The organism is Arthrobacter sp. 05T45 (genome assembly GCF_056395875.1).
Map to the genome: position 1 here is coordinate 26,542 of NZ_JBFTKI010000014.1, position 21,037 is coordinate 47,578.

24 protein-coding genes, 6 tRNA genes and 1 riboswitch are annotated in these 21,037 nt (G+C 68.2%); of the genes, 18 read left to right on the forward strand and 12 right to left on the reverse strand.

What is annotated here, in order from left to right:
- Window positions 1-40: 40 nt before the first annotated feature.
- On the reverse strand, window positions 41-553 hold the full coding sequence (gene msrB / locus AC1DGD_RS13870) for a peptide-methionine (R)-S-oxide reductase MsrB (protein WP_476857161.1): 513 nt from the start codon (window positions 551-553) through the stop codon (window positions 41-43).
- Between the two features lie 14 nt (window positions 554-567).
- Window positions 568-1,056, reverse strand: coding sequence for a hypothetical protein (locus AC1DGD_RS13875; protein WP_230007972.1), 489 nt, complete (start codon window positions 1,054-1,056; stop codon window positions 568-570).
- Between the two features lie 137 nt (window positions 1,057-1,193).
- Here AC1DGD_RS13875 and AC1DGD_RS13880 point away from each other — a divergent pair, with 137 nt between their 5' ends.
- The gene (locus AC1DGD_RS13880; RefSeq protein WP_476857162.1) at window positions 1,194-2,546 is read left to right on the forward strand and encodes an alpha/beta hydrolase family protein; all 1,353 of its coding nucleotides are present in this window, start codon (window positions 1,194-1,196) and stop codon (window positions 2,544-2,546) included.
- Between the two features lie 86 nt (window positions 2,547-2,632).
- On the opposite strand, the gene ybaK is transcribed toward AC1DGD_RS13880, so the two are convergent.
- The 3 genes from ybaK to AC1DGD_RS13895 form a co-directional block, all read right to left on the reverse strand.
- Entirely contained in the window at window positions 2,633-3,130 is a 498-nt protein-coding gene (ybaK, locus tag AC1DGD_RS13885; RefSeq protein WP_476857163.1) for a Cys-tRNA(Pro) deacylase, read from the reverse strand.
- 27 nt (window positions 3,131-3,157) lie between these two features.
- Window positions 3,158-3,631, reverse strand: a complete 474-nt coding sequence (locus AC1DGD_RS13890; protein ID WP_476857164.1) for a SufE family protein — start codon at window positions 3,629-3,631, stop codon at window positions 3,158-3,160.
- A 70-nt stretch (window positions 3,632-3,701) separates the two neighbouring features.
- Complete coding sequence (locus tag AC1DGD_RS13895; RefSeq protein WP_476851508.1) at window positions 3,702-4,619, reverse strand: sulfurtransferase; 918 nt, start codon at window positions 4,617-4,619, stop codon at window positions 3,702-3,704.
- A gap of 226 nt (window positions 4,620-4,845) precedes the next feature.
- Here AC1DGD_RS13895 and zapE point away from each other — a divergent pair, with 226 nt between their 5' ends.
- Entirely contained in the window at window positions 4,846-5,883 is a 1,038-nt protein-coding gene (zapE, locus tag AC1DGD_RS13900) for a cell division protein ZapE (RefSeq protein ID WP_476851509.1), read from the forward strand.
- Window positions 5,884-6,057: 174 nt separating this feature from the next.
- Here the strand turns inward: zapE and AC1DGD_RS13905 are convergent, their stop codons facing one another.
- The 6 genes from AC1DGD_RS13905 to AC1DGD_RS13930 all read right to left on the reverse strand — a co-directional run bounded on the left by AC1DGD_RS13905 (window position 6,058) and on the right by AC1DGD_RS13930 (window position 7,077).
- A complete protein-coding gene (locus tag AC1DGD_RS13905) occupies window positions 6,058-6,327 on the reverse strand; it encodes an antitoxin (protein WP_028277028.1) in 270 nt (89 codons plus the stop codon).
- Between the two features lie 204 nt (window positions 6,328-6,531).
- Window positions 6,532-6,606 (reverse strand) — tRNA-Val (locus AC1DGD_RS13910).
- A 38-nt stretch (window positions 6,607-6,644) separates the two neighbouring features.
- Window positions 6,645-6,717 (reverse strand) — tRNA-Gly (locus tag AC1DGD_RS13915).
- A gap of 56 nt (window positions 6,718-6,773) precedes the next feature.
- Window positions 6,774-6,848, reverse strand: a tRNA-Val gene (locus tag AC1DGD_RS13920).
- 39 nt (window positions 6,849-6,887) lie between these two features.
- Window positions 6,888-6,958: transfer RNA gene (locus tag AC1DGD_RS13925), tRNA-Cys, on the reverse strand.
- Window positions 6,959-7,004: 46 nt separating this feature from the next.
- Window positions 7,005-7,077 (reverse strand) — tRNA-Gly (locus AC1DGD_RS13930).
- A gap of 380 nt (window positions 7,078-7,457) precedes the next feature.
- On the opposite strand from AC1DGD_RS13930, the gene AC1DGD_RS13935 reads away from it, so the two are divergent.
- The 15 genes from AC1DGD_RS13935 (at window position 7,458) to hisF (ending at window position 19,547) form a co-directional block, all read left to right on the forward strand.
- Window positions 7,458-7,529: transfer RNA gene (locus AC1DGD_RS13935), tRNA-Val, on the forward strand.
- A gap of 86 nt (window positions 7,530-7,615) precedes the next feature.
- Window positions 7,616-8,461 (forward strand): cytochrome, encoded by an 846-nt coding sequence (locus AC1DGD_RS13940; RefSeq protein WP_476851510.1) that lies wholly within the window; start codon window positions 7,616-7,618, stop codon window positions 8,459-8,461.
- Between the two features lie 121 nt (window positions 8,462-8,582).
- A complete protein-coding gene (gene def / locus AC1DGD_RS13945; RefSeq protein WP_230011447.1) occupies window positions 8,583-9,155 on the forward strand; it encodes a peptide deformylase in 573 nt (190 codons plus the stop codon).
- On the forward strand, window positions 9,152-10,072 hold the full coding sequence (fmt, locus tag AC1DGD_RS13950) for a methionyl-tRNA formyltransferase (RefSeq protein ID WP_476857165.1): 921 nt from the start codon (window positions 9,152-9,154) through the stop codon (window positions 10,070-10,072). Before def ends, fmt begins: the two co-directional genes overlap by 4 nt.
- Window positions 10,069-11,670, forward strand: coding sequence for an RsmB/NOP family class I SAM-dependent RNA methyltransferase (locus tag AC1DGD_RS13955; protein WP_476851512.1), 1,602 nt, complete (start codon window positions 10,069-10,071; stop codon window positions 11,668-11,670). The genes fmt and AC1DGD_RS13955 overlap by 4 nt, the downstream gene beginning before the upstream one ends.
- A 66-nt stretch (window positions 11,671-11,736) precedes the next feature.
- Window positions 11,737-12,393 (forward strand): ribulose-phosphate 3-epimerase, encoded by a 657-nt coding sequence (gene rpe, locus AC1DGD_RS13960; protein ID WP_476857166.1) that lies wholly within the window; start codon window positions 11,737-11,739, stop codon window positions 12,391-12,393.
- A 122-nt stretch (window positions 12,394-12,515) separates the two neighbouring features.
- A riboswitch (FMN riboswitch) is annotated at window positions 12,516-12,666 on the forward strand.
- 94 nt (window positions 12,667-12,760) lie between these two features.
- Window positions 12,761-13,459 carry a nicotinamide riboside transporter PnuC gene (gene pnuC / locus AC1DGD_RS13965; protein WP_476857167.1) on the forward strand — a complete coding sequence of 233 codons (699 nt, stop codon included), beginning with the start codon at window positions 12,761-12,763 and terminating at the stop codon, window positions 13,457-13,459.
- Window positions 13,456-14,673, forward strand: coding sequence for a bifunctional diaminohydroxyphosphoribosylaminopyrimidine deaminase/5-amino-6-(5-phosphoribosylamino)uracil reductase RibD (gene ribD / locus AC1DGD_RS13970; protein ID WP_476857168.1), 1,218 nt, complete (start codon window positions 13,456-13,458; stop codon window positions 14,671-14,673). The genes pnuC and ribD overlap by 4 nt, the downstream gene beginning before the upstream one ends.
- Window positions 14,673-15,359 carry a riboflavin synthase gene (locus AC1DGD_RS13975; protein ID WP_476857169.1) on the forward strand — a complete coding sequence of 229 codons (687 nt, stop codon included), beginning with the start codon at window positions 14,673-14,675 and terminating at the stop codon, window positions 15,357-15,359. Before ribD ends, AC1DGD_RS13975 begins: the two co-directional genes overlap by 1 nt.
- A complete protein-coding gene (gene ribB / locus AC1DGD_RS13980) occupies window positions 15,356-16,069 on the forward strand; it encodes a 3,4-dihydroxy-2-butanone-4-phosphate synthase (protein WP_476857170.1) in 714 nt (237 codons plus the stop codon). Before AC1DGD_RS13975 ends, ribB begins: the two co-directional genes overlap by 4 nt.
- Before the next feature lie 46 nt (window positions 16,070-16,115).
- Complete coding sequence (ribA, locus tag AC1DGD_RS13985; protein ID WP_230008403.1) at window positions 16,116-16,778, forward strand: GTP cyclohydrolase II; 663 nt, start codon at window positions 16,116-16,118, stop codon at window positions 16,776-16,778.
- 45 nt (window positions 16,779-16,823) lie between these two features.
- Window positions 16,824-17,309: a 6,7-dimethyl-8-ribityllumazine synthase gene (gene ribH, locus AC1DGD_RS13990; RefSeq protein WP_018772462.1), complete on the forward strand. Its 486-nt coding sequence runs from the start codon at window positions 16,824-16,826 to the stop codon at window positions 17,307-17,309.
- 166 nt (window positions 17,310-17,475) lie between these two features.
- The gene (locus tag AC1DGD_RS13995) at window positions 17,476-17,739 is read left to right on the forward strand and encodes a phosphoribosyl-ATP diphosphatase (protein WP_018772463.1); all 264 of its coding nucleotides are present in this window, start codon (window positions 17,476-17,478) and stop codon (window positions 17,737-17,739) included.
- A 104-nt stretch (window positions 17,740-17,843) separates the two neighbouring features.
- Entirely contained in the window at window positions 17,844-18,686 is an 843-nt protein-coding gene (gene hisG / locus AC1DGD_RS14000) for an ATP phosphoribosyltransferase (RefSeq protein ID WP_028277039.1), read from the forward strand.
- An 84-nt stretch (window positions 18,687-18,770) separates the two neighbouring features.
- Window positions 18,771-19,547, forward strand: a complete 777-nt coding sequence (gene hisF / locus AC1DGD_RS14005; RefSeq protein ID WP_476857171.1) for an imidazole glycerol phosphate synthase subunit HisF — start codon at window positions 18,771-18,773, stop codon at window positions 19,545-19,547.
- A 122-nt stretch (window positions 19,548-19,669) separates the two neighbouring features.
- Here the strand turns inward: hisF and AC1DGD_RS14010 are convergent, their stop codons facing one another.
- A complete protein-coding gene (locus AC1DGD_RS14010) occupies window positions 19,670-20,314 on the reverse strand; it encodes a TIGR03085 family metal-binding protein (protein ID WP_028277041.1) in 645 nt (214 codons plus the stop codon).
- A gap of 177 nt (window positions 20,315-20,491) precedes the next feature.
- Here AC1DGD_RS14010 and hisI point away from each other — a divergent pair, with 177 nt between their 5' ends.
- On the forward strand, window positions 20,492-20,935 hold the full coding sequence (hisI, locus tag AC1DGD_RS14015) for a phosphoribosyl-AMP cyclohydrolase (RefSeq protein ID WP_476857172.1): 444 nt from the start codon (window positions 20,492-20,494) through the stop codon (window positions 20,933-20,935).
- The last annotated feature ends 102 nt before the right edge of the window (window positions 20,936-21,037 follow it).

A 21,037-nucleotide genomic window follows, 5' to 3' on the forward strand; every position in this document is an offset into this window, starting at 1 on the left:
TGAAAAGCCGTTCCAGCGGAAGGAGAGGCAGGGCTGCGGGCTACTGCCCGGCGTCGTCCGCGGGAACCAGCTTCAGGGAAACCGAGTTGATGCAGAAGCGCTGGTCCGTGGGGGTGCCGTAGCCCTCGCCGTCGAACACGTGCCCCAGGTGGGAATCGCAGGTGCTGCAGCGGACTTCCACCCGGTCCATGCCCATGGTGCGGTCATGGATGTAGCGAACGGTGCCCTCGGCGAGCGGCGCCCAGAAGGACGGCCAGCCGCAGTGCGAGTCGAACTTTTCGTTGCTGGTGAAGAGTTCGGTGCCGCAGGCCCTGCATTTGTAGACACCGCGGGTGTGGGTGTCCCAGTATTCGCCGGTGTACGGCCGCTCGGTGCCTGCCTGGCGGAGCACGCGGTACTCCTCGGGCGTCAGTTCCTCGCGCCACTGGGCGTCCGTCTTTTCGACGGGCGTTCCGGCCGGAGCCTGGTCAAGGGCCGTGGCGGCGGGGTCGGCTGTGGGGTCGGTGGCGGGCGCTGCCGAGGGCATGGATTTAGGCCTGTTAAAGATACTCATAGCCTCAATAACGCTCAGGAGTCCCCGATAAATCCCGAACCGGCGTACAGATGCAGGACGGGCAGCCCCAGCTTGTCCTGTGCCTTGGTGGCCCAGTCGGTGTGGAACGTGTCGGCCACGGCGTGCGGGCGGGTGATGACCACAGCCTGTCCGGCGCTGAGTTCCTTGACCTTGGCAACCAGGCCGTCAACGGCCTTGCCCTCGACGACTTCGCCCGAGACGCCGCCGCCCAGACCGGCCAGCGCGGCCAGCGAGGCGGCCAGGGTGTCGGCTGCTTCGGCCCGCTCCTCGGCGGGATCCGAGTGTGCCGTCAGTTCACGGAAGGCCTTGGCGATTTCAAGCATGGAAAGGTTTTCCAGGAAATCCACCACCAGGTGCCGCTCGGTGTTGGCCGGCACCAGGATCAGCAGGGGCGCATCACCGCCGGCAATCAGGGTTTCAATATTGACGCGGTCATCCGCACCGAGGGGCTCTTCTGTCAAAATGACGATTGGATCACTCATGACCCCAGCCTAGTCGCGCTCGTGTTGACCTGCATCGTTGTGTCCCGCGGGACCCTGGCGTGTCTGGACCGGCCCGGCCGTGCGCCTGAAACCCCGCCAATGCCGTGGTTGGGCTGCGCTTCAGTAAGAATGGTGCCATGGCATCCTCCCTGCGCCTCCGCCCGGACCTCCGCCAGACCGCTGCCCGCCAGGCCGCTGCCCGCAGAACAGCACTCCCCGTCGCGCCGGCCCCCGGCGGCGTGACGTCCGGGAGCGCCAAGTGGGCGGTGGGGGGCATCATCGGCGGCAGCGCCGCTGCGGGCGTGCTCGCCGCCGGCTCCTCCGCCCTCGCCCTCTACTTCGCCCGCCGCGTCATCACCCCGGCCCGGTTCCGGGCAGAGGACCAGGAAGTGCTGGCCGTCATCCGCGAGGGACGGGCGCTGCGGGTCATTTTCGCCGCCACCCCGGACGCCACGGTGGACGGGGTGTACGGTTTCTTCTTCGACGGCGGCCGCGGGCATGCGCGGATCGGCCGGATCCTGTCCTACTCCCCGGCCGAACGCACCGTGCTGCGCGAGGTCGAGCACGTCTACAGCGGGGACATGGCCACCGCCCGGCGCGGCTGGTGGAGCGGCGCGGCCTATCCGGATCCGGCCGCCCTGGGGTTTCCGGTGGAGGACGTGCTGATCGACGTCGACGCCGGGACCGCGCCGGCCTGGCTTGTCCGCGCCGCGCCGGCCGTGGCGGAGGATGTGGCCCCCGACGTGTGGGCGATCATGGTGCACGGGCGCGGGGCCACCCGGCAGGAGGGGCTGCGGGCTGTCCGGACCGCCAGGGAACTGGGCATGTCCAGTCTTCTGATCTCCTACCGCAACGACGGCCTGGCCCCGTCAGCCAGCGACGGGCGGTACGGCTTGGGCTCCACCGAATGGCGCGACGTCGAGGCTGCCATCGGCTACGCCGTACAGCAGGGCGCCCGCGAGGTGGTTTTGTTCGGCTGGTCGATGGGCGGCGCGATATGCCTCCAGACCGCTGACCTTTCCCGGCACCGCCACTTGATCCGGGCCATGGTCCTGAACGCGCCGGTGATCAACTGGGTCAACGTGCTGGCCCACCACGCGGAGCTGAACCGGATTCCGTCGTCCGTGGGCCGCTACGGACAACTCATGCTCAGCCACCGCCTGGGCCGGCGGCTGACAGGGCTGGCCGCGCCGGTCGACCTCAAAGCGATGGACTGGGTCTCGCGGGCCGTGGAGCTGAGGACGCCGACCCTCATTGTGCACAGCGTGGACGACGAGTACGTACCGTACGGGCCCTCCGCGGCGCTGGCCGAGAAAAACCCCGAGATGGTCACCTTCGAGCCCTTCGACAAGGCCCTGCATACCAAGGAATGGAACGTGGACCCGGAGCGCTGGGAGCGGCAGGTCTCGGCCTGGCTCCGGCAGCAGCTGGCGCCCCGCGCCAACCCCGGCGACCAGGAGCCTCCGGCCGGCAATGCCGCATTCAATTGACAGTTCACTGACGGTTCGCTGACAGATCACGGCAGTGTTGTGCGCGAACATGGCCGTGACGTGCCGTCTCGATATCTGGGGCCGGGTCAGTCGCGCCGGGTCCCGATCCTGGCCGTGCGGGCAGCCGTGAGCCGAATGAGCTCGGCCGGATCCAGCTCGATGTCCAGGCCGCGCCGTCCACCCGAAACGAGGATGGTCTCCAGCGCCAGTGCGCTCTCATCCACCACCGTGGGGGAGGACTGGCGCTGGCCGAGCGGTGAGATGCCGCCGAGAACATATCCGGTCCGCCGCTGCGCCGCGGCCGGATCGGCCATCTCTGCTTTCTTGCCGCCCAAAGCCGCGGCCATCGCCTTGAGGTTCAGGCTGCCGCTGACCGGCACGACGCCGACGGCGAGCCGGCCGTCGACGTCGACCATCAGGGTCTTGAAGACCCGGTCAGGGTCGACGCCGAGCACTTTCGCCGCTTCCAGGCCATAACTGGCCGCCGCGGGGTCATGGGTGTAGGGGTGGGCCACAAAGGGAACCCCGGCGGCCGCGAGTGCCGCGGTGGCCGGAGTTCCCTGCGACGCGTGCTTGCGGGCCATGTTCTCTGGCTGTCCGGGCGCCGAAGGTCAGGACTGCGCCGACGGCTGGCGGTCTCCGGAGGCGACGACCTTGCGCTTGATCCGGCCCAGCATGGCGGTCATTCCGCGCATGCGCAGGGGAGTGATGGCGCGGGTCAGGCCCAACAGTTCGGGCATGTCTTCGGGGACGGCCAGGATTTCCGCGGCGCTGAGCCCGTCGAGTCCTTCGTGGAGCACTCCGGCGAAGCCGCGGGTGGTCGGGGCCTCCTTGGGTGCCTTGAAGTAGAGCCGGACGCGCTCAGGCGCGTCGCCGTCGGCCTGTTCCGTCTCGACGGTGAGGAACAGCGGCGTCTGGCACTCCACTACCTGCTCGAGCAGCTCCGGGTGATCCCGGAGCCGCTCCGGAAGTTCCGGAAGCCCCTGTGAGAACTCAAGGAGCAGCTGCAGCCGCTCTGCTTCGGTCAGGGCCTGGAAATCGTCGACAATGTCCGCCAGTGCGGCGGGGAGGGCTGAAGTATTCATCACTCCCAGCTTACGCAGGCGCGCCGATTGTGTCCCTGTCGGGATAGGTCCCGCTCCACGGTCACCGCGGCTAACGGCCGGCCGGAACCGCGCCGCGTTCGGCACCCTTGACGATCGGGACGCGCACGGCGTTGCCCCATTCGGTCCAGGAGCCGTCGTAGTTCCGCACGGTCTCAAAGCCCAACAGGTACTTCAGCGCAAACCAGGTGTGGCTGGACCGCTCGCCGATCCGGCAGTACGCCACGACGTCGTCGCCTTCGTTCAATCCGGCCTCGCCGAGGTAGAGGGCCTCGAGCTCGCCGCGGTTCCGGTACGTGCCGTCGCCGGCCGCCGCGCGGGCCCAGGGGATGGAGGCCGCCGTGGGGATGTGGCCGCCGCGCAGCGCGCCCTCTTCCGGGTAGGCGGGCATGTGGGTGCGCTGGCCGGTGTACTCCTCGGTCGAGCGGACGTCGATCAGCGGCTTGCCGAAGTGCGCCAGGACGTCATCCTTGAAGGCGCGGATCGGGGCGTCGTCCCGCTCCACGACGGGGTAGTCGGCAGGGGTGGTGACGGTCGTGACGGTGGAGAGCGCCCGGTCTTCCGCGATCCACTTGTCCCGGCCGCCGTCCAGGAGCCGGACGTCCTCGTGGCCGAAGAGCGTGAACACCCACAGGGCGTATGCGGCCCACCAGTTCGACTTGTCGCCGTAAATGACCACCGTGCTGTCCCGGGAAATGCCTTTGGACGCGGCCAGCGCGGCGAAGGCTTCACCGTCGACGTAGTCGCGGGTCACCTCGTCGTTCAGGTCCGTGTGCCAGTCGATTTTCACTGCTCCCGGGATGTGCCCGGTCTCGTACAGCAGGACGTCTTCGTCGGATTCGACCACCACGAGATTGCCGCCGTCGAGGGCACCGTCCTCGATCGCCGTGGCCAGCCATTCCGTGGACACCAGGCGGTCAGGGTGGGCGTAAGCGGCGAATTTCTCGTTCTGCTCAACGGGGTAGGTCATTGCGATGGCCTTTCACTTGAACGGTCAGGAGGCCGGGCGCCGAAAGCGTGCGCCGCGCCGGGCCTGTTACAACACTAGTCACGGGCCGGTGGGAATGCTCCCCCGGGTTCACACGGGGAAATGTGGTCTTCCTCACGCCGGCCGCGGGTCCACAGCCGCGCACGCGGGCCGGCCAGGCTTTGCCGGTATTCTTGCTGGGGACAAGAGACCAGCAGAACGGACCACCTTGGTACAGATCGAACAGCTCGCCGCCCGCACACCGGCAGTTTCCGTGGATGAACTCCTCAATGGGTTCTATCCGTCGCCGCGGTTCGGTGAGGTGTCGTTTTCCAGCTACCGGCCCGATCCCGCCCAGCCCAGCCAGGCCCAGGCGGTCCATGCCCTGCAGCATTTTGCGGCGGGCGTGGGCGCACGCGACGGCGACGGGCTGTTCAAGCGGCTCTTCGGCAAGAAGGACACTTCGCGGGCCGGGATCTACCTCGACGGCGGATTCGGTGTGGGCAAGACCCACTTGCTGGCATCGCTGTGGCACGCCGCCCCCGGGCCCAAGGCCTTCGGCACGTTCGTCGAATACACCAACCTCGTCGGTGCGCTGTCCTTCCGCAAGACCGTTGAGGCCCTGAGCCACTACAAGCTGGTCTGCATCGATGAATTTGAGCTCGATGATCCGGGCGACACTGTGCTCATGTCCCGGCTCATGCGCGAACTCGCCGACGCCGGCGTGAAGCTTGCCGCCACATCGAACACGCTGCCGGGGTCCCTCGGGGACGGGCGCTTCGCCGCCGTCGACTTTGCCCGCGAAATCCAGGTGCTGGCGGACCAGTTCGACGTCGTGCGGATCGACGGCGAGGACTTCCGCCACCGTGGCCTGCCGGCCGCGCCGTCGCCGCTGCGCAATGATGACCTGACCCACCACATGCATGCCGAGTTCGACGGCAAGACCGTGGCCCGCGATGAGTTCAGCACCTTGATCAACCACCTGGCCGGCGTGCACCCGAGCCGTTACCGCCAGCTGCTGGAGGGGATCGAGGGCGTGGTCTGGAAGAACGTGCACACGATTACCGAGCAGGCCGTTGCGCTGCGCTTCGTGGTGCTGGCTGACCGGCTGTACGACAAGGACGTGCCCATCCTTGCCAGCGGTGTGCCGTTCGACCAGCTCTTCACCGAGGAAATGATGACCGGCGGGTACATGAAGAAGTACTTCCGCGCCGTCTCCAGGCTGACCGCGCTGGCCCGCGAGGGCCAAAACCACGAACCGTCCTAGCCGCCAGCCCCTCCAAGTACAACGCCAAATCCAACGCGGGGTCAGTTACGGCCCATCCGGATGCACCGGATGGGCCGTAACTGACCCCGCGTTGCCCGGTTGGAGTCGCCCTTAAATGCCGGAGGTGCCGGCGCCGCCTCTCGGCGGGACCGGCACCTCGCTGACGGATCTGGGTCAGAGGCCTGGCTGGCGGGGTTCCCCGGCTACGGGGGGCTCACCGGCTGCGGGAGTCTGATCGGCGACCGGGGCCGAATTCGGCCGGTCGTTCGCCTTGTCCACGAAGTCGGAAGCGCCACGCTGCACGGCATCGATCGTGCCGGCGTGCTTTCCGCCGGTCTTGGAGTCGACGAAGTCGCCTGCCTTTTCGATGCCGTCCTTGATGGCTTCTTCGTTGCCACCAATAACTTGCTGAGCCTTGCCCTTTAGATCGTCAAGTAAACCCACGGGCACCTCCCTTCGGTCGCGGAGCCAGATCGCTCCTTGCGTTTTCTACCCTAGCGGGAGGTGGCGGGGGTGCCAAGGGTGTCCGCCCGGAGGATAAAAGATGGAAGGCCAGGTGCACAGGGTAGAAGGGCCCGGAGTGCACCAATCCGCAGTGCACAAACCCGCAGTGCACAAATAAGAGCAGCTCCGGGGGAGCTGCTCTTGTGGTGGGCGATACTGGGATCGAACCAGTGACCTCTTCCGTGTCAGGGAAGCGCGCTACCGCTGCGCCAATCGCCCGCAACCGGAAGGATCCGGAGTGGAGTTGTAATGAAGAGAGCGGACGACGAGATTCGAACTCGCGACATCCACCTTGGCAAGGTGGTGCTCTACCAGCTGAGCTACGTCCGCATTTTAGTCCATGCCGGCTGGGCCGGTGGTACTGCATCAAGCAAGTTGCCTTGCTCTGGTGGGCGATACTGGGATCGAACCAGTGACCTCTTCCGTGTCAGGGAAGCGCGCTACCGCTGCGCCAATCGCCCCTTGCATCCGATCGAAACCGGAAACCAGGGTTTTCACCGAGGTGGGTACGGGATTCGAACCCGTGTATACGGCTTTGCAGGCCGCTGCCTCGCCTCTCGGCCAACCCACCGTGTAGACAGGATTCCGAAGAACCTTTGCCGTGACAGTGTCCTGCGAGCGGACGACGAGATTCGAACTCGCGACATCCACCTTGGCAAGGTGGTGCTCTACCAGCTGAGCTACGTCCGCATTGTTGGTGTGCATTTCCTTGCCGCATTCGGCATTTCCTCGCGTTCCAACGAGTAAGAACTCTATAGGAGGTTCTGGGAATCTACAAATCGAGACCCATTGGCCCGGGTTCCATGGCCCTACTTCCCCGAGTTCTAGGGGATTTTGCTAATTACAGCGCTGTAATTAGCGTCATTGTTCAGCCGTGGCCCTAAGTGGCGCCGGGACTACTGAGCGGGCCTTCTGAGGGGGACGACTGGAACGGCCGGTGGAGGGCTGGTGGAACTGCCCGTGCACGGGGCCTGTTGCGCGGGAGTATTGGGCCGCATTCCCGCCGCGGCCAGGTTCCCCCGGGCCGATTTCTAAAATCCGCCCGGGTGGGCTAGCATTCAATGTCGTTAGGGCGATTGGCGCAGTGGTAGCGCGCTTCGTTCACACCGAAGAGGTCACTGGTTCGAACCCAGTATCGCCCACTAACGAAATGGTCTGTTCCGCTGACTCAGCGGGGCGGGCCATTTTGCTTTTCATCGTTGTCTGACCCCCGTGAAAGAGTCTTCATATGACCGCTCCACTCCTCGCCCACGCCACGGACCATGGCCGCATGTACGCCCGCTCCACGTCGGCTCAGTTCTCTGTCCCTTCCATCACCACGGTGATCGGCCAGCAGCCACACGGCCTGGACGGCTGGTTCGGGTACATGGGCGCCAACAGTCTGGCCCAGGATCCCGAGCTCCCCGGCATCCTGGGGAGCCCGGCCAAACTGCGGCAGGCGGTCAGCCGGGCCGCCAAGGCGGCGGAGTCGTACCGGGACGATGCCGCCAAACGCGGCGACCGGGTCCACAACTATTGCGAGCAGGTTGCGCTGCGTGCGCTCGGCCGGCCGCACCAGATGAAGGAAACACGGGAGGCGCTGGCCGCCAACGGCGAGGAAGCCTTCGCGGCACGCTTCGACGAATGGTGGGAGCTCTTCCAGGTTGAGCCCATCGCCCCGGAAATTACGGTGTGGAACAAGACGGTCGGCTATGCCGGCACCCTGGACCTCGTCGCACGGATCAACGGCCGGACCTGTCTTATCGACTACAAGACCAAGGGCACCAGCCGGGACGGCACCGTCAAACCGCTTGATGACAAGGTGGTCATGCAGCTCGTGGCGGGCATGAAGGCGGAGGAAAGCCTCGTGGATCCCGTCGCGGGGGAGTGGGAGGCCTGGCAGCACGGCGAGTCCCCGATCCTCCTGGCCGTGGCGGTCGGCGAGACCGAGGTCCGTCCGCAGCGGGCCAACCCCGAGGTCCTGAAGCATCACTGGTGGAAATTCTGTGCGCTGCGCCGCGTGTGGGAGATGTCCGCCGACACGGCAACCGCCGGAGCAGCACTGCTCCCGCTGGCGCCGCCCGTGAAGCGCTGACCAGAAGCGCTGACCAGAAGCACCGACCAGAAGCACCGACCAGACGCGCCGAACAGAAGCCGGGCAGCTGCAACTAAACTGGACTGGACCCCTAGCCGCCCACCGTGAGGACAGACTGCACATGGCCATTTTGAATATCCGCATCATCGGAGATCCTGTGCTGCGCACAGTCGCCGATCCCGTGACGGAATTCGGGCCTGAACTGGCAAAGCTCGTCGCCGACATGACCGAAACCATGGAGGATGTCGAGGGCGCCGGCCTGGCCGCGCCCCAGGTCGGTGTGAGCCTGCGCGTCTTCACCTACCGGATCGGCGGCGTCGAGGGTCACATCGTCAACCCCGTGCTGGAAAACAGCGAGGACTTCCAGCCGGACCAGGTCGAGGGATGCCTGTCCATCCCGGGCCTGGGCTTCCCCGTCCGCCGGTACCGCCAAACCCGGGTGACCGGCGTGGACCTGCACGGCAACCCCGTCACCGTGGAGGGCGAAGACATGCTGGCGCGCTGCTTCCAGCACGAGACCGACCACCTGGACGGCATTCTCTATACCGACCGGCTCGAGGGCGAAGACCGAAAGGCCGCCCTGCGCGCCATCCGCAATGCCAACTACGACGCCATCACGGAACAGACAACCACCAAGCGCGCGAAGAGCGTCGGGACGAGCTTCGGCGGGTCCAGCTTCGGAATCACCCCGTGAGGGTTCTCTTCGCCGGGACCCCCGCTGTCGCAGTGCCGTCGCTCGACGCCCTTGTTGCCGCCGGGTTCGACGTCGTCGCTGTCCTCACCCGCCCGGACGCACCGCTGGGACGCAAACGCGTCCTGACGCCGTCGCCCGTGGCCGCCAGGGCCGCCGAGCTCGGCATTGAGATCATCCACGCCGCCAAAGTCGATGCCGGGGTCACCGCCCGCATTGCCGCCGCAGCACCGGACGTCGCGGCGATCGTGGCCTACGGCGGGCTGATTCCCCCTGCGGCCCTCGCTGTCCCCCGCCACGGCTGGGTGAACCTGCACTTCTCCCTGCTGCCGGCCTGGCGCGGCGCAGCTCCCGTGCAGCGCGCCGTCATCGCCGGCGACGACGTCACGGGTGCCGTCACCTTCCGCCTGGAGGAGGGGCTGGACACCGGTCCGGTCTTCGGGACCCTCACCGAGACCGTGCACCCCGCCGACACCGCCGGGGCCCTGCTCGAACGCCTCTCCCACAGCGGCGCGGTCCTGCTGGCCCAAACGCTGTCCGCCATCGACGCCGGCAAGGCCGTCGCGCTCCCGCAGCAGGGCGACGTCAGCCTGGCACCGAAACTCAGTCTCGAAGACGGCCGGCTCGACTGGCAGCAGCCCGCCCTGGCGATCGGCCGCCGTGCCCGCGGCGTCACGCCGGAGCCGGGCGCCTGGACCCTGCTGGAGGGCCAGCGGATCAAACTGGAGCCAGTGCTGCCGGCAGCGGACTCGGCGGCGCTCCGGCCCGGACAGCTGGCATTGGACGGAAAACGGGTTCTCGTCGGTACGGGATCGCACCCGGTGGAATTGACGCGGGTGCAACCCGCGGGCAAGAAAATGATGGCCGCCGCTGATTGGGCGCGTGGGCAGGCAACACTTGAAAGCGTGGTATTCGAATGAGCGGTTCCGGGACCAACGGCAACAGCCGAGGCAGTGGCCAGGGCGCCGGGGGCGGCAGCAGGCGGAACGCCCAGGGCCGGGAACGCAACCGCGGCCCGCAGCGCGGCTTCACCGAGAGCGCCCCGTCCCAGCGGACCCGCCGCGCCGATCCGGCCCGGCTGGTTGCCTTTGAAGTGCTCCGCGCCGTGGCCGCCGAGGACGCCTACGCGAACCTGGTGCTCCCGGCCCGGATCCGGCACCACGGGCTGGACAAGCGCGACGCCGGTTTCGCCACCGAACTCAGCTATGGCGCCCTCCGCGGCCAGGGCACGTACGACGCCATCCTGGCCCGGTGCGTGGACCGTCCGCTGGAGGAGCTGGATCCCGCGATCCTGGATGCCCTGCGGATCGGGGTGCACCAGCTGCTCGCCATGCGCGTGCCCGCTCACGCCGCCCTGGACCAGACGGTGGGGCTGGCCCGCGCCGTGATCGGGGCCGGGCCCTCGGCACTGATCAACGCCGTCCTGCGCAAAGTCTCCGCCCGCACCCTCGACGAGTGGCTCGACCTGCTGCTGAGCACCGAGACGGATGCCATCAAGATCGCGTCCATCCGCTACGCCCACCCGGAGTGGATCGTCCGCGCGCTCCGCCAGTCGCTCGTGGCCCACGGCCGGGCGGTTTCTGAGATTGACGCGCTCCTCGAAGCCGACAACGCCGCGCCCGTGGTGAACCTTGTGGCGCTGCCCGGCGTCGGCAGCCTCGACGAGGCCCTGGAAGGCGGGGCCACCCCGGGCGAGCTCGTCGAGGGATCCGCGCTCTCCAGCGGCGGGGACCTCGGCCGGCTCGCCTCGGTCCGTGACGGAAGCACCCGTGTCCAGGACGTCGGTTCGCAGCTCGTGGCCCGCGCCATGGCCGCCGTCGACCTCGGCACAACCCCCGGCGCCGGGCCCGGCAACAACATCAGCGCAGACCCCGACACAAATTCTGGCGGCGAAGCGGGGACGGACGGCGGGGGCGCGGGGGAGCGCTGGCTGGATCTCTGTGCCGGTCCCGGCGGCAAAGCCGCCCTGCTCGGAGCCCTCGCCCGGCAGCGGGGCGCCCACCTGCTGGCCAACGAATCCGCCCCGCACCGTGCCAAACTCGTGCGGCAGGCCCTGTCCGCGGTCCCGCGGGAGGCTTGGGAGGTCAGGACCGGGGACGGCCGCGACATCGGCGCCGAGCAGCCGGAGTCGTTCGACCGCGTCCTGGTGGATGTCCCGTGCACCGGCCTGGGCGCCCTGCGCCGGCGTCCGGAGTCGCGCTGGCGGCGCACGCCCAAGGACCTCGTGGACCTTGGCCCGCTGCAGCGCCAGCTGCTCAACTCCGCGATCGACGCCGTCAAGCCCGGCGGCGTGGTGGCGTACGTGACATGTTCGCCGCACCCGGCAGAGACCACCGCCGTCGTCAGTGATGCCCTGCGCAAGCGCGAGGACCTCGAGCTCCTCGACGCCGGCGCCGTGCTGGACGGCGTCAGCCTCACGGGCCACCTCGAAGCCGGGCACGAGCTCACCGCCCAGCTCTGGCCGCACGTGCACCAGACGGACGCCATGTTCCTGGCGCTGATTCGCAAGTTGGCCTGAGTTTCGCTGATACTGGGGCACTGCCACCAAAAACGAACCAGCAAAGTACGAACGAGAAGGAAATCCATGGCCCAGTGCTGCATCAACCCGAGCATCCTTTCGGCTGACTTCGTCAACCTTGAGGCCGAACTGCGCCGTATCAGTAATGCCGATGCCGTTCATGTGGACGTCATGGACAATCATTTCGTGCCCAACCTGACCATTGGGCTGCCTGTGGTGCAGCGCATCCAGGCCGTCAGCCCGGTGCCGCTGGACGCCCACCTGATGATCGCCGACGCGGACCGCTGGGCGCCGGGCTTCGCCGACGCCGGGGTGGCCTCGGTGACGTTCCACGCCGAAGCCTCGATCGCGCCGATCAAACTCGCCCGGGAACTGCGCGCCCGTGGGTCCAAAGCCGGCATGGCGCTGCGTCCGGGCACTCCCGTGGAGCCTTATCTGGACATGCTCCCGGAACTGGACCTGCTGTTGATCATGACGGTGGAGCCAGGCTTCGGCGGGCAGGCTTTCCTGGACCTGACGCTGCCCAAGATCCGGCGGGCCCGTGCTGCGATTGACGGCTCCGGCGTCGCGGTGGCACTGCAGGTGGATGGCGGCATCACCGAGGAGACGATCGTGCGCGCGGCAGAGGCGGGGGCGAACGTCTTTGTTGCGGGGTCAGCCGTCTACGGCGCCGCGGATCCGGCGGAGGCTGTCGAAAGGCTCCGGGCGGCGGGGTCCCGCTGACGCGGGGTCCCGCTGACGCGCGGTCCCGGCAGGGAACTGCTGCGAAGATGACGCCGGGCGTAACATCGGCATCCGGGGAATAGCCCGGGCAGGGCCGCAGTTGTGTCAGAATAACAACACACATACGTGCTCCGGGGTCGGTGAAAGTCCGAACCGGCGGTGACAGTCCGCGACCCGCGCGCCAGCGCCCTCTCTCGGGAGGAAGCCGGCAGACGGTTGAACTGGTGAAATTCCGGTACCGACAGTTAAAGTCTGGATGAGAGAAGCACGTACAGCTGTTACTGCGGCGCCCCAACGGCGCCGCATAATTGCGCTGTCGTATACCCCCGGAGCCATCGCGGTTCTTGAGGGAAGGAACGACACACACATGGACCCCTTGCGATGGCTCTTCGAAGCGCAGATCCCCGTAGGCGGATCTGTCCTGATTCTTCGTGAAGTGCTAGGCAACATCTTTGGCCTCGCCAGCGCCGTCGGCGGCATGCGCCGCCGGGTCTGGGCATGGCCCGTCGGCATCGCCGGCAACTTGCTGCTCCTGACGGTCTTCCTGGGCAACGTCTTCGGTTCCGCCACGCCGGCCACGCTGTGGGGCCAGGCCGGACGCCAGGTCATGTTCATCGGCGTCGCCCTCTACGGCTGGTACCGCTGGCAGCAGGGCAGGAAGTCCGGCAGCGGCGGGACTGCCGTCGCGCCGCGCTGGGCCGGCAACCAGACCCGGGTGATTCTGGCCCTCAGCCTCGTGGCCGGCACCATGGCGCTTACCCCCGTCTTCGACTCCCTCGGCTCCTACCCGCCGGTCTGGGCCGACGCGTGGACGTTCATGGGCTCGCTGCTGGCGACCTACGGCATGGCGCGGGGCTGGACGGAGTTCTGGCTCATCTGGGTGGCGGTGGACATCGTCGGTGTGCCACTGCTGTTCAGCGCCGGCTACTACGCCAGCGCCGTCATGTACCTCTTCTACGGCTTCTTCACCCTGGCCGGGTTCTTTGTCTGGTGGCGTGCCTCCAGGCTGGCGAACCGGCCTGTCACGGTCGAAACCGCCTTCCCCGACCCTGTGGTGGCCAAGTGAGTGCCCTCAACACCGCCGGCGTGAGCGCCGGATTCAGCGCCGCGCCGTCCGGCGCTGCCCCGTCCGGCGCTGCCCCGTCCGGCGCTGCCGCGTTCAACGCTGCTGAGAATGCTGCGATGCAGGCTGCCCTGGCCGCCGCGGCGCAGGGCCCGCGGGGCGCCAACCCGCTCGTCGGCGCCGTCGTCGTCGGGGCCGACGGGACGCACCTCGCCACCGGTTACCACCGCGGAGCCGGGACTGCCCACGCCGAGGCTGACGCCATCGGCCAGGCGAAGGCGTCGGGCCGGGACCTCCGTGGCGCGGCAATCGTGGTGACGCTGGAGCCCTGCAACCACTGTGGGCGCACCGGGCCCTGCGCGCGGGCGATCATCGATGCCGGCATCACCGACGTCATCTACGCCGTCGACGATCCCCACGACCCGGCGGCCGGCGGCGCCGTGACGCTCCGGGCCGCGGGCGTCCGCGTTCGCTCCGGGCTGGCCGCCGAGGCGGCGCTGGACCTGAACCGGCGCTGGTTCGACGCCGTCGCCGCCAAACGGCCGTTCGTCACCCTGCATATCGCCCAGACCCTCGACAGCCGCATCGCCGCCAGCGACGGCACCAGCCAATGGATATCCAGCCCGGAATCGCTCGCCGACAACCACGCCCTGCGCGGCCGGATAGACGCCATCCTGGTGGGCACCCAGACGGTCCTGATCGACAACCCCCGGCTCACCGCCCGGAACGGCGACGGCGAAGCAGAGGGCAAACAGCCGCTCCGCGCCGTGATGGGGTACCGGGGCATTCCCGACGACGCCGCCATCCACGGAGCCGACGGCAACGTCCTGCACCTGGCCACCCGCGACCCGCGCGAGGCCCTGGACCAGCTGTTCGCACACGGCGTCCGGCACCTCATGGTGGAGGGCGGCTCCCGGATCCTGAGCGCGTTCCTGGCCGCCGGCCTGGTCGACGAACTCATCGTCTACCTGGCGCCCACACTGCTCGGCTCCGGCACCGCCGCCCTGGACGACCTCGGCATCACCACCCTGGCCGATGCCCAGCGCTGGGAATGGGACCCGGCATCCGGCGGCACCGTCCAGGTCCTCGGCCGCGACCTCCGGCTCCATCTTCGCCCGGCCGCCCCGGCCGATGAGGCTGACCCGGCCGCCACCCCTACTTCATCCGATACCACCCCGCACCGCACCGGCGCGGACACCGCCGCAGGAGGCAATTGATGTTTACCGGAATTATCGCCGAGCAGGGAAAGGTGCTGTCCGTTGAGCGCAACGGGGACAGCAGCGCCACCGTACGGCTCCACGCACCCGGCACCACGGACGGTCTCGCCCTGGGCGGTTCCATAGCGGTCAACGGCGTCTGCCTCACCGCCACGCAGATCGACGGCAGAGACTTCAGCGTTGACGTTATGGGCGAGACCTTGGTCCGCAGCACGATCGGAGAACTCACTGCGGGCGATCCCGTCAACCTGGAACGCTGCGTCCCCGCCGGGGGACGGTTGGACGGCCACGTGGTCCAGGGCCACGTCGACGGCGTCGGCCAGCTCGTGGAGCGCGAGGGGCTTGGCAACTGGGACCGGCTGCGGTTCGCGGTGCCGGCCGGGCTGGCCCGGTACATCGCCGAAAAGGGATCCATCGCCGTCGACGGCGTCTCCCTCACCGTCACGGCAGTCAGCCCGGCCAACGATCCGGCGCCCTGGTTTGAAGTAGGGCTCATCCCGACCACCCTGGCCGAGACCGGCCTGGGCCAGAAGACACCCGGCGGCCATGTAAACCTCGAAGTCGACGTCCTGGCGAAGTACACCGAACGCCTGCTGTCCTTTGCCGGCGGTTCGTCGCCCGCCGCGCACAGGGCAGCCGAAGGTTCCGCCGGAGAAGCCGCCCTCACGGACKGGGCCGCGAAATGAGCCGGGTCACGGACCAGCCCGGCCATGATGTGGCCGGGGTGCTCCGTACCGCCGTTGCCGGCACCGGGCGTGCAGGCCTCGATCCGATCGAGGACGCCATCAGCGCCATGGCAGCCGGGCGGCCCGTCCTGGTGGTGGACAACGAGGACCGCGAGAACGAAGGCGACATCATTTTCGCCGCCGAGCACGCCACCCCCGCGCTGATGGGCTGGACAGTCCGCTACAGCTCCGGCGTGATCTGCGTACCGCTCGACGCCGACCGGGCCGACGCCCTGGCGCTGCCGCCAATGGTGGCAATCAACGAAGACGCGAAGGGCACCGCCTACACCGTGTCCTGCGACGCCGCCGTGGGTGTCAGCACCGGAATTTCCGCCACGGACCGCGCCCTGACGGCCCGGATCCTGGCCGACCCGCAAAGCCGGCCAAATTCCTTGACCCGTCCCGGGCATGTTTTTCCCCTCCGCGCCGTTAAGGGGGGAGTGCGGGAACGTCCCGGCCACACCGAAGCGGCCGTGGACCTGTGCCGGCTCGCGGGCCTGGAGCCCGTGGGCGTGATAGCAGAGCTGGTGTACGACAACGGAGAAATGATGCGGCTGGACGGATTGCGCGGCTTCGCCATCGAGCATGGCTGCCCCCTGATTTCGATTGCGGATCTGGTGGCGTATCTTGAAGCGGAACAGCACGGCAGCCACGCAGCGGACCCTGTCTGATGGAGGAGAAATAGTGACGACTTCGGAGACCCGAGAAGAGACGGCCATGGCCCGTCAACCGCATCCGGTCAGCGCAGGACCCATCGTCCAGCTGCCCACCGCCTTCGGCGACTTCGTGGCACAGGCCTGGACCGACCTCGACACCGGCGCGGAGCACCTGGCCGTCAGTTCACCGATGGCGCCGGTTGACGGCCAGCCACCGCTGGTCCGCCTCCATTCGGAGTGCCTCACCGGCGATGTGTTTGGCTCCTACCGCTGCGACTGCGGTGAGCAGCTGGCCTATGCGCTCGAGCTGATCAACGAACTCGGCGGCACCCTGCTGTACCTGCGCGGCCAGGAGGGCCGCGGGATCGGCCTGGCGAACAAGATGAAGGCCTACGCCCTGCAGGAGGCCGGTTTTGACACCGTGGAGGCCAACGAACAGCTCGGGCTGCCGGTCGACGCACGCTGCTACAAGGCCGCGGCCCAGATCCTCGCGGAGATGGGTCTCCACGAGATCCGGCTGCTGAGCAACAACCCGGACAAGCAGGACCGGCTCGCGCAGGCAGGCGTCAAGGTGGTGGAGATGGTCCCCACGGAGGTCCCCTCCCGGGAGCAGAACATCCGCTACCTGCAGACGAAGAAGGACCGGATGGACCACCGCCTGGTCCTGGACGTTGAACCGGCTCCGGCCGCCGGCCTGTCCGGATTCGAGCACGACCAGGACTGACCGGGCAGCAACACGACCACCAGACTCAACAGCAAGGAATACCCTATGAGCGGCCACGGCGCCCCCCAGATCGACCTCAGCACCTTCAAGCCTGAAGAAACCTCACGGCTCAAGCTGGCCATTGTGGCCGCGAGCTGGCATACCCAGATCATGGACGGACTGCTCGACGGCGCCCTGCGCGCCGCGAAGGACGCCGGCATCAATGAGCCGACCGTCCTGCGCGTGCCGGGCACGTTTGAGCTCCCGGTCGCGGCCGCCCGGCTGGCACCGCACTTCGACGCCGTCGTGGCGCTCGGCGTCGTCATCCGGGGCGGCACCCCGCACTTCGAATATGTCTGCGAGGCGGCCACCCTGGGCCTGACCGAGGTCAGCGTCCGCACCGGGGTTCCCGTGGGCTTCGGCGTGCTGACGTGCGATACCGAGCAGCAGGGGATCGACCGGGCAGGCTTGCCGGGATCCACCGAGGACAAGGGTCACGAGGCCGTTACCGCTGCCCTGGCCACGGCAGTGACGCTCAAGCAGTTCGGCTGAGCCGCCAGGCCGCAGCCAAAGCCGGTGCGGGCGCCTCCCTGGCCGCCCGCGCCGGCTGAGTGTGCCGGCCTCGCCGGCCGTGTTGGATATGCAGTGCCTCACATCTCCGCCGTCATGCAACGCCCCGGCGGGCGTTCCCGCGCCGGGAGCAAGTAGGCTTGGGGGCGTGAAGAATTTCGAGTCGCTGTTCGCAGAACTGAGTGAAAAGGCAGCCGTCCGCCCGGAGGGCTCCCGCACCGTCGCCGAACTGGATTCCGGAGTCCACGGCATCGGCAAGAAGGTCGTGGAGGAAGCAGCCGAGGTTTGGATGGCTGCGGAGTATGAATCCGATGAGGCCGCCGCCGAGGAAATTTCCCAGCTGCTCTACCACCTGCAGGTTCTGATGCTCGCCAAAGGACTCACCCTGGAAGACGTCTACAAGCATCTGTAGCCGCGCCCGCACCGGACACCGCCATGACTTCGCTGGCGGATCCCGTGCACCGCGTGGCCGATGTGCCCCAACAGAGACTTCCACACCCAAGAGAGACTTTTCCCATGCTTAGAGTTGCCGTCCCGAACAAGGGATCCCTGTCCGAAGCTGCCGCGGCCATGCTGGCCGAGGCAGGCTACCGCCAGCGCCGCGACACCCGCGAGCTTGTCATGGTGGACCCGGACAACGACATTGAGTTCTTCTTCCTCCGCCCGCGCGACATTGCTGTGTACGTGGGCCAGGGAACGCTCGACGTCGGCATCACCGGCCGCGACCTGCTGCTCGACGCGGAGGTCGAGGCCGAGGAGCTGCTGCCGCTGGGCTTCGCCGCTTCCACGTTCCGCTTCGCCGGCCCGGTCGGCGACTTCACCACGGTCGCCGAGCTCGAGGGCAAGCGCCTGGCCACGAGCTACGACGGACTGCTGCGCGGCTACCTGGCCGCACGCGGCATCAACGCCAAAGTGGTCCGCCTTGACGGCGCCGTTGAATCCTCCGTCCGCCTCGGCGTCGCCGACGCGATTGCCGACGTCGTCGAGACCGGCACCACGCTCAAAGCCGCCGGCATGGAGATCTTCGGCGAGCCGATCCTGAATTCGGAGTCCGTGCTGATTGGCCGCAAGGGCGAGCAGAACCCTGCCACGGAGGTCCTGATCCGCCGGCTCCAGGGCGTCCTCGTGGCCCGGCAGTACGTGCTGATGGACTACGACATCCGCAAGGAACTCGTCGAGCAGGCCGCCGGGCTCACCCCCGGCCTGGAGTCGCCCACCGTGTCGCCGCTGCGCGATTCGGACTGGGTGGCCGTCCGCTCGATGGTACCCAAGCGGGAAACCAACCGGATCATGGACGAGCTCTACGACCTCGGCGCCCGCGCCATCCTGGTCAGCAGCATCCACGCCTGCCGCATCTAGGCGCCACACCCGCCGGTTCCCGCCAGGAACACCTTCAGCAATCACCCTGCAGCAATTACCCGCCTGCAAGTACCAGGAGAAGTCATGACTGTTGCCGTGCGCGTCATCCCGTGCCTCGACGTCGATGCCGGCCGCGTGGTCAAGGGCATCAACTTTGAGGGCCTCCGCGACGCCGGGGACCCGGTGGAACTGGCGCACCGCTACGACAACAGCGGCGCCGACGAGCTGACCTTCCTTGACGTCACGGCGTCCTCCGGCAACCGGGAGACCACGTTCGACGTCGTCCGCCGCACCGCCGAGGAAGTCTTCATCCCGCTGACGGTCGGCGGCGGCGTCCGTGGCGTGGCCGAGGTGGACAAACTCCTGCGCTGCGGCGCGGACAAGGCCGCCATCAACACCGCAGCCGTGGCCCGGCCGGACGTGATCGACGAGATCACCCGGCACTTCGGTTCCCAGGTCCTGGTGCTCTCCCTCGATGCGCGCCGGACCCGTCCGGGCTCGCAGCCCACCCCGTCCGGCTTCGAGGTCACCACGCACGGCGGACGGCAGGGGACCGGCATCGACGCGATCGCCTKGGCGCGGGAAGCGGCCGACCGCGGGGTGGGTGAAATCCTGCTCAACTCGATCGACGCCGACGGCACCAAGGACGGCTTCGATCTGGAACTCATCCGCCTGGCGCGGGCGGGGGTCAAGGTCCCGCTCATCGCCTCCGGCGGCGCCGGCAAGCCGGAGCACTTCCCGCCGGCAGTGGCAGCGGGCGCCGACGCCGTCCTGGCGGCCTCGGTCTTCCACTTCGGCCCGCTGGACATGATCGCGCAGGTCAAGGCCGCGATCCGCGACGCAGGCTTCGAAGTCCGCTAGTCCCCACCGCTTAAAGCAACGCGGGGTCACTTACCGCCCATCCCGGACGGGATTATGGGCCGTAAGTGACCCCGCGTTGCTTTATTTTTTTAGGGAGCGGGCGGGGATTAAGCGGGTGGGGATTAGAGGCCGACTTCGGCGGACTGCAGGAGCGCGACGGCGTCCGGCTGGCCTTCGAAGGTCACGAGGGCGTGGCGGGTCCGGCCGTGGGCGTGCATGAGCAGCTCGCCCGGTTCGCCGACGATGGCCACGGACACGGGGGCGCGTTTGGCGACATGCCGCGGACCCGAGGGGCTCACCAGCACGATGCCCAGATCCACGCCGCGGTACAGGATCGCTGCCCGCTTGACGAGCTCATCCCACAGCGCGTCCGAGTAGGCCTGGTCCAGGGCGCGCGGGGCCCAGCGGTCCACGGCGCGGCGGACGTCCTCGGTGTGCACAAAGTACTCGATCAGGTTGGAGCTTTCGTCCAGCGCCTTGATCCGCAGCGGGGACAGCGCCGGGGGACCGGCCCGGAAGTCGTTGACCAGCTTGGCGTAGTCCTCGGTGGTCTTCAGGGTGCCCGCCAGTTCGGCCGTCGCCTGGTCCGAGGCCTTGGACAGGCGCTTGATCAGCAGGCCCAGTCCGACGGCGATTTTCCGCTCGCGCAGGTACAGGTGCGCGGCAAGATCGCGGGTGAGCCAACCTGTGCAGAGCGTGGCGGCATCAGGGCCGGCCGCCAGCAGGGTTTCGGCCAGGACTTCTCGGGACGGTTCGACGAAATGCATCACTTGTGAAACTAGCACGAGACGGCCGTGCGTGGGCACAGGAATCGCCGCCGCGACCGCACCCGGCCGCATGATGCAGGGCCGGACCCCGGCGCCGGGCCGATTGGCGCGCCAGTGTTAAGCGGCGGGACCTGTCCGCAGGCCGGTGGCCGGCCCGGAGGCACTAGACTTGATCTGATGTCTGAGCAGCCCGCCTCCGCCCCCAGCCCCACCAACGGCAGCGCCATTAACGGCAGCGCCGTCGATCGCAGTCCCGTCAGCGGCAGCCCCCTCCCGGCCGGACTGGCGGACGCGCTCAAGCGCGACAGCGCCGGCCTGGTGGCCGCCATCGTCCAGCAATTCGACACCCACGAGGTGCTGATGCTGGGCTGGATGGACGACGAGGCGCTGCACCGCACCCTGACCAGCGGGCGCGTGACGTTCTTTTCGCGCTCCCGCCAGGAGTACTGGCGCAAGGGAGACACCTCCGGGCACGTGCAATGGGTCAAGTCGCTCGCCATGGATTGCGACGGCGATGCGCTGCTGGTGCGGGTCGACCAGGTCGGCGCGGCCTGCCACACCGGAACCCGGACGTGCTTCGACGGCCGCGAGCTCGACGCCGTCGTTGGCCACGGAGGCTAGGCGCCCGGCACACCGGCAGAGCGCCCCGGCGCTTCCACAGCTTCACGAACCGGACCCCAGGCAGGATCCCATGACCGGATCCGGTCGCAGGTCCACCTAAAG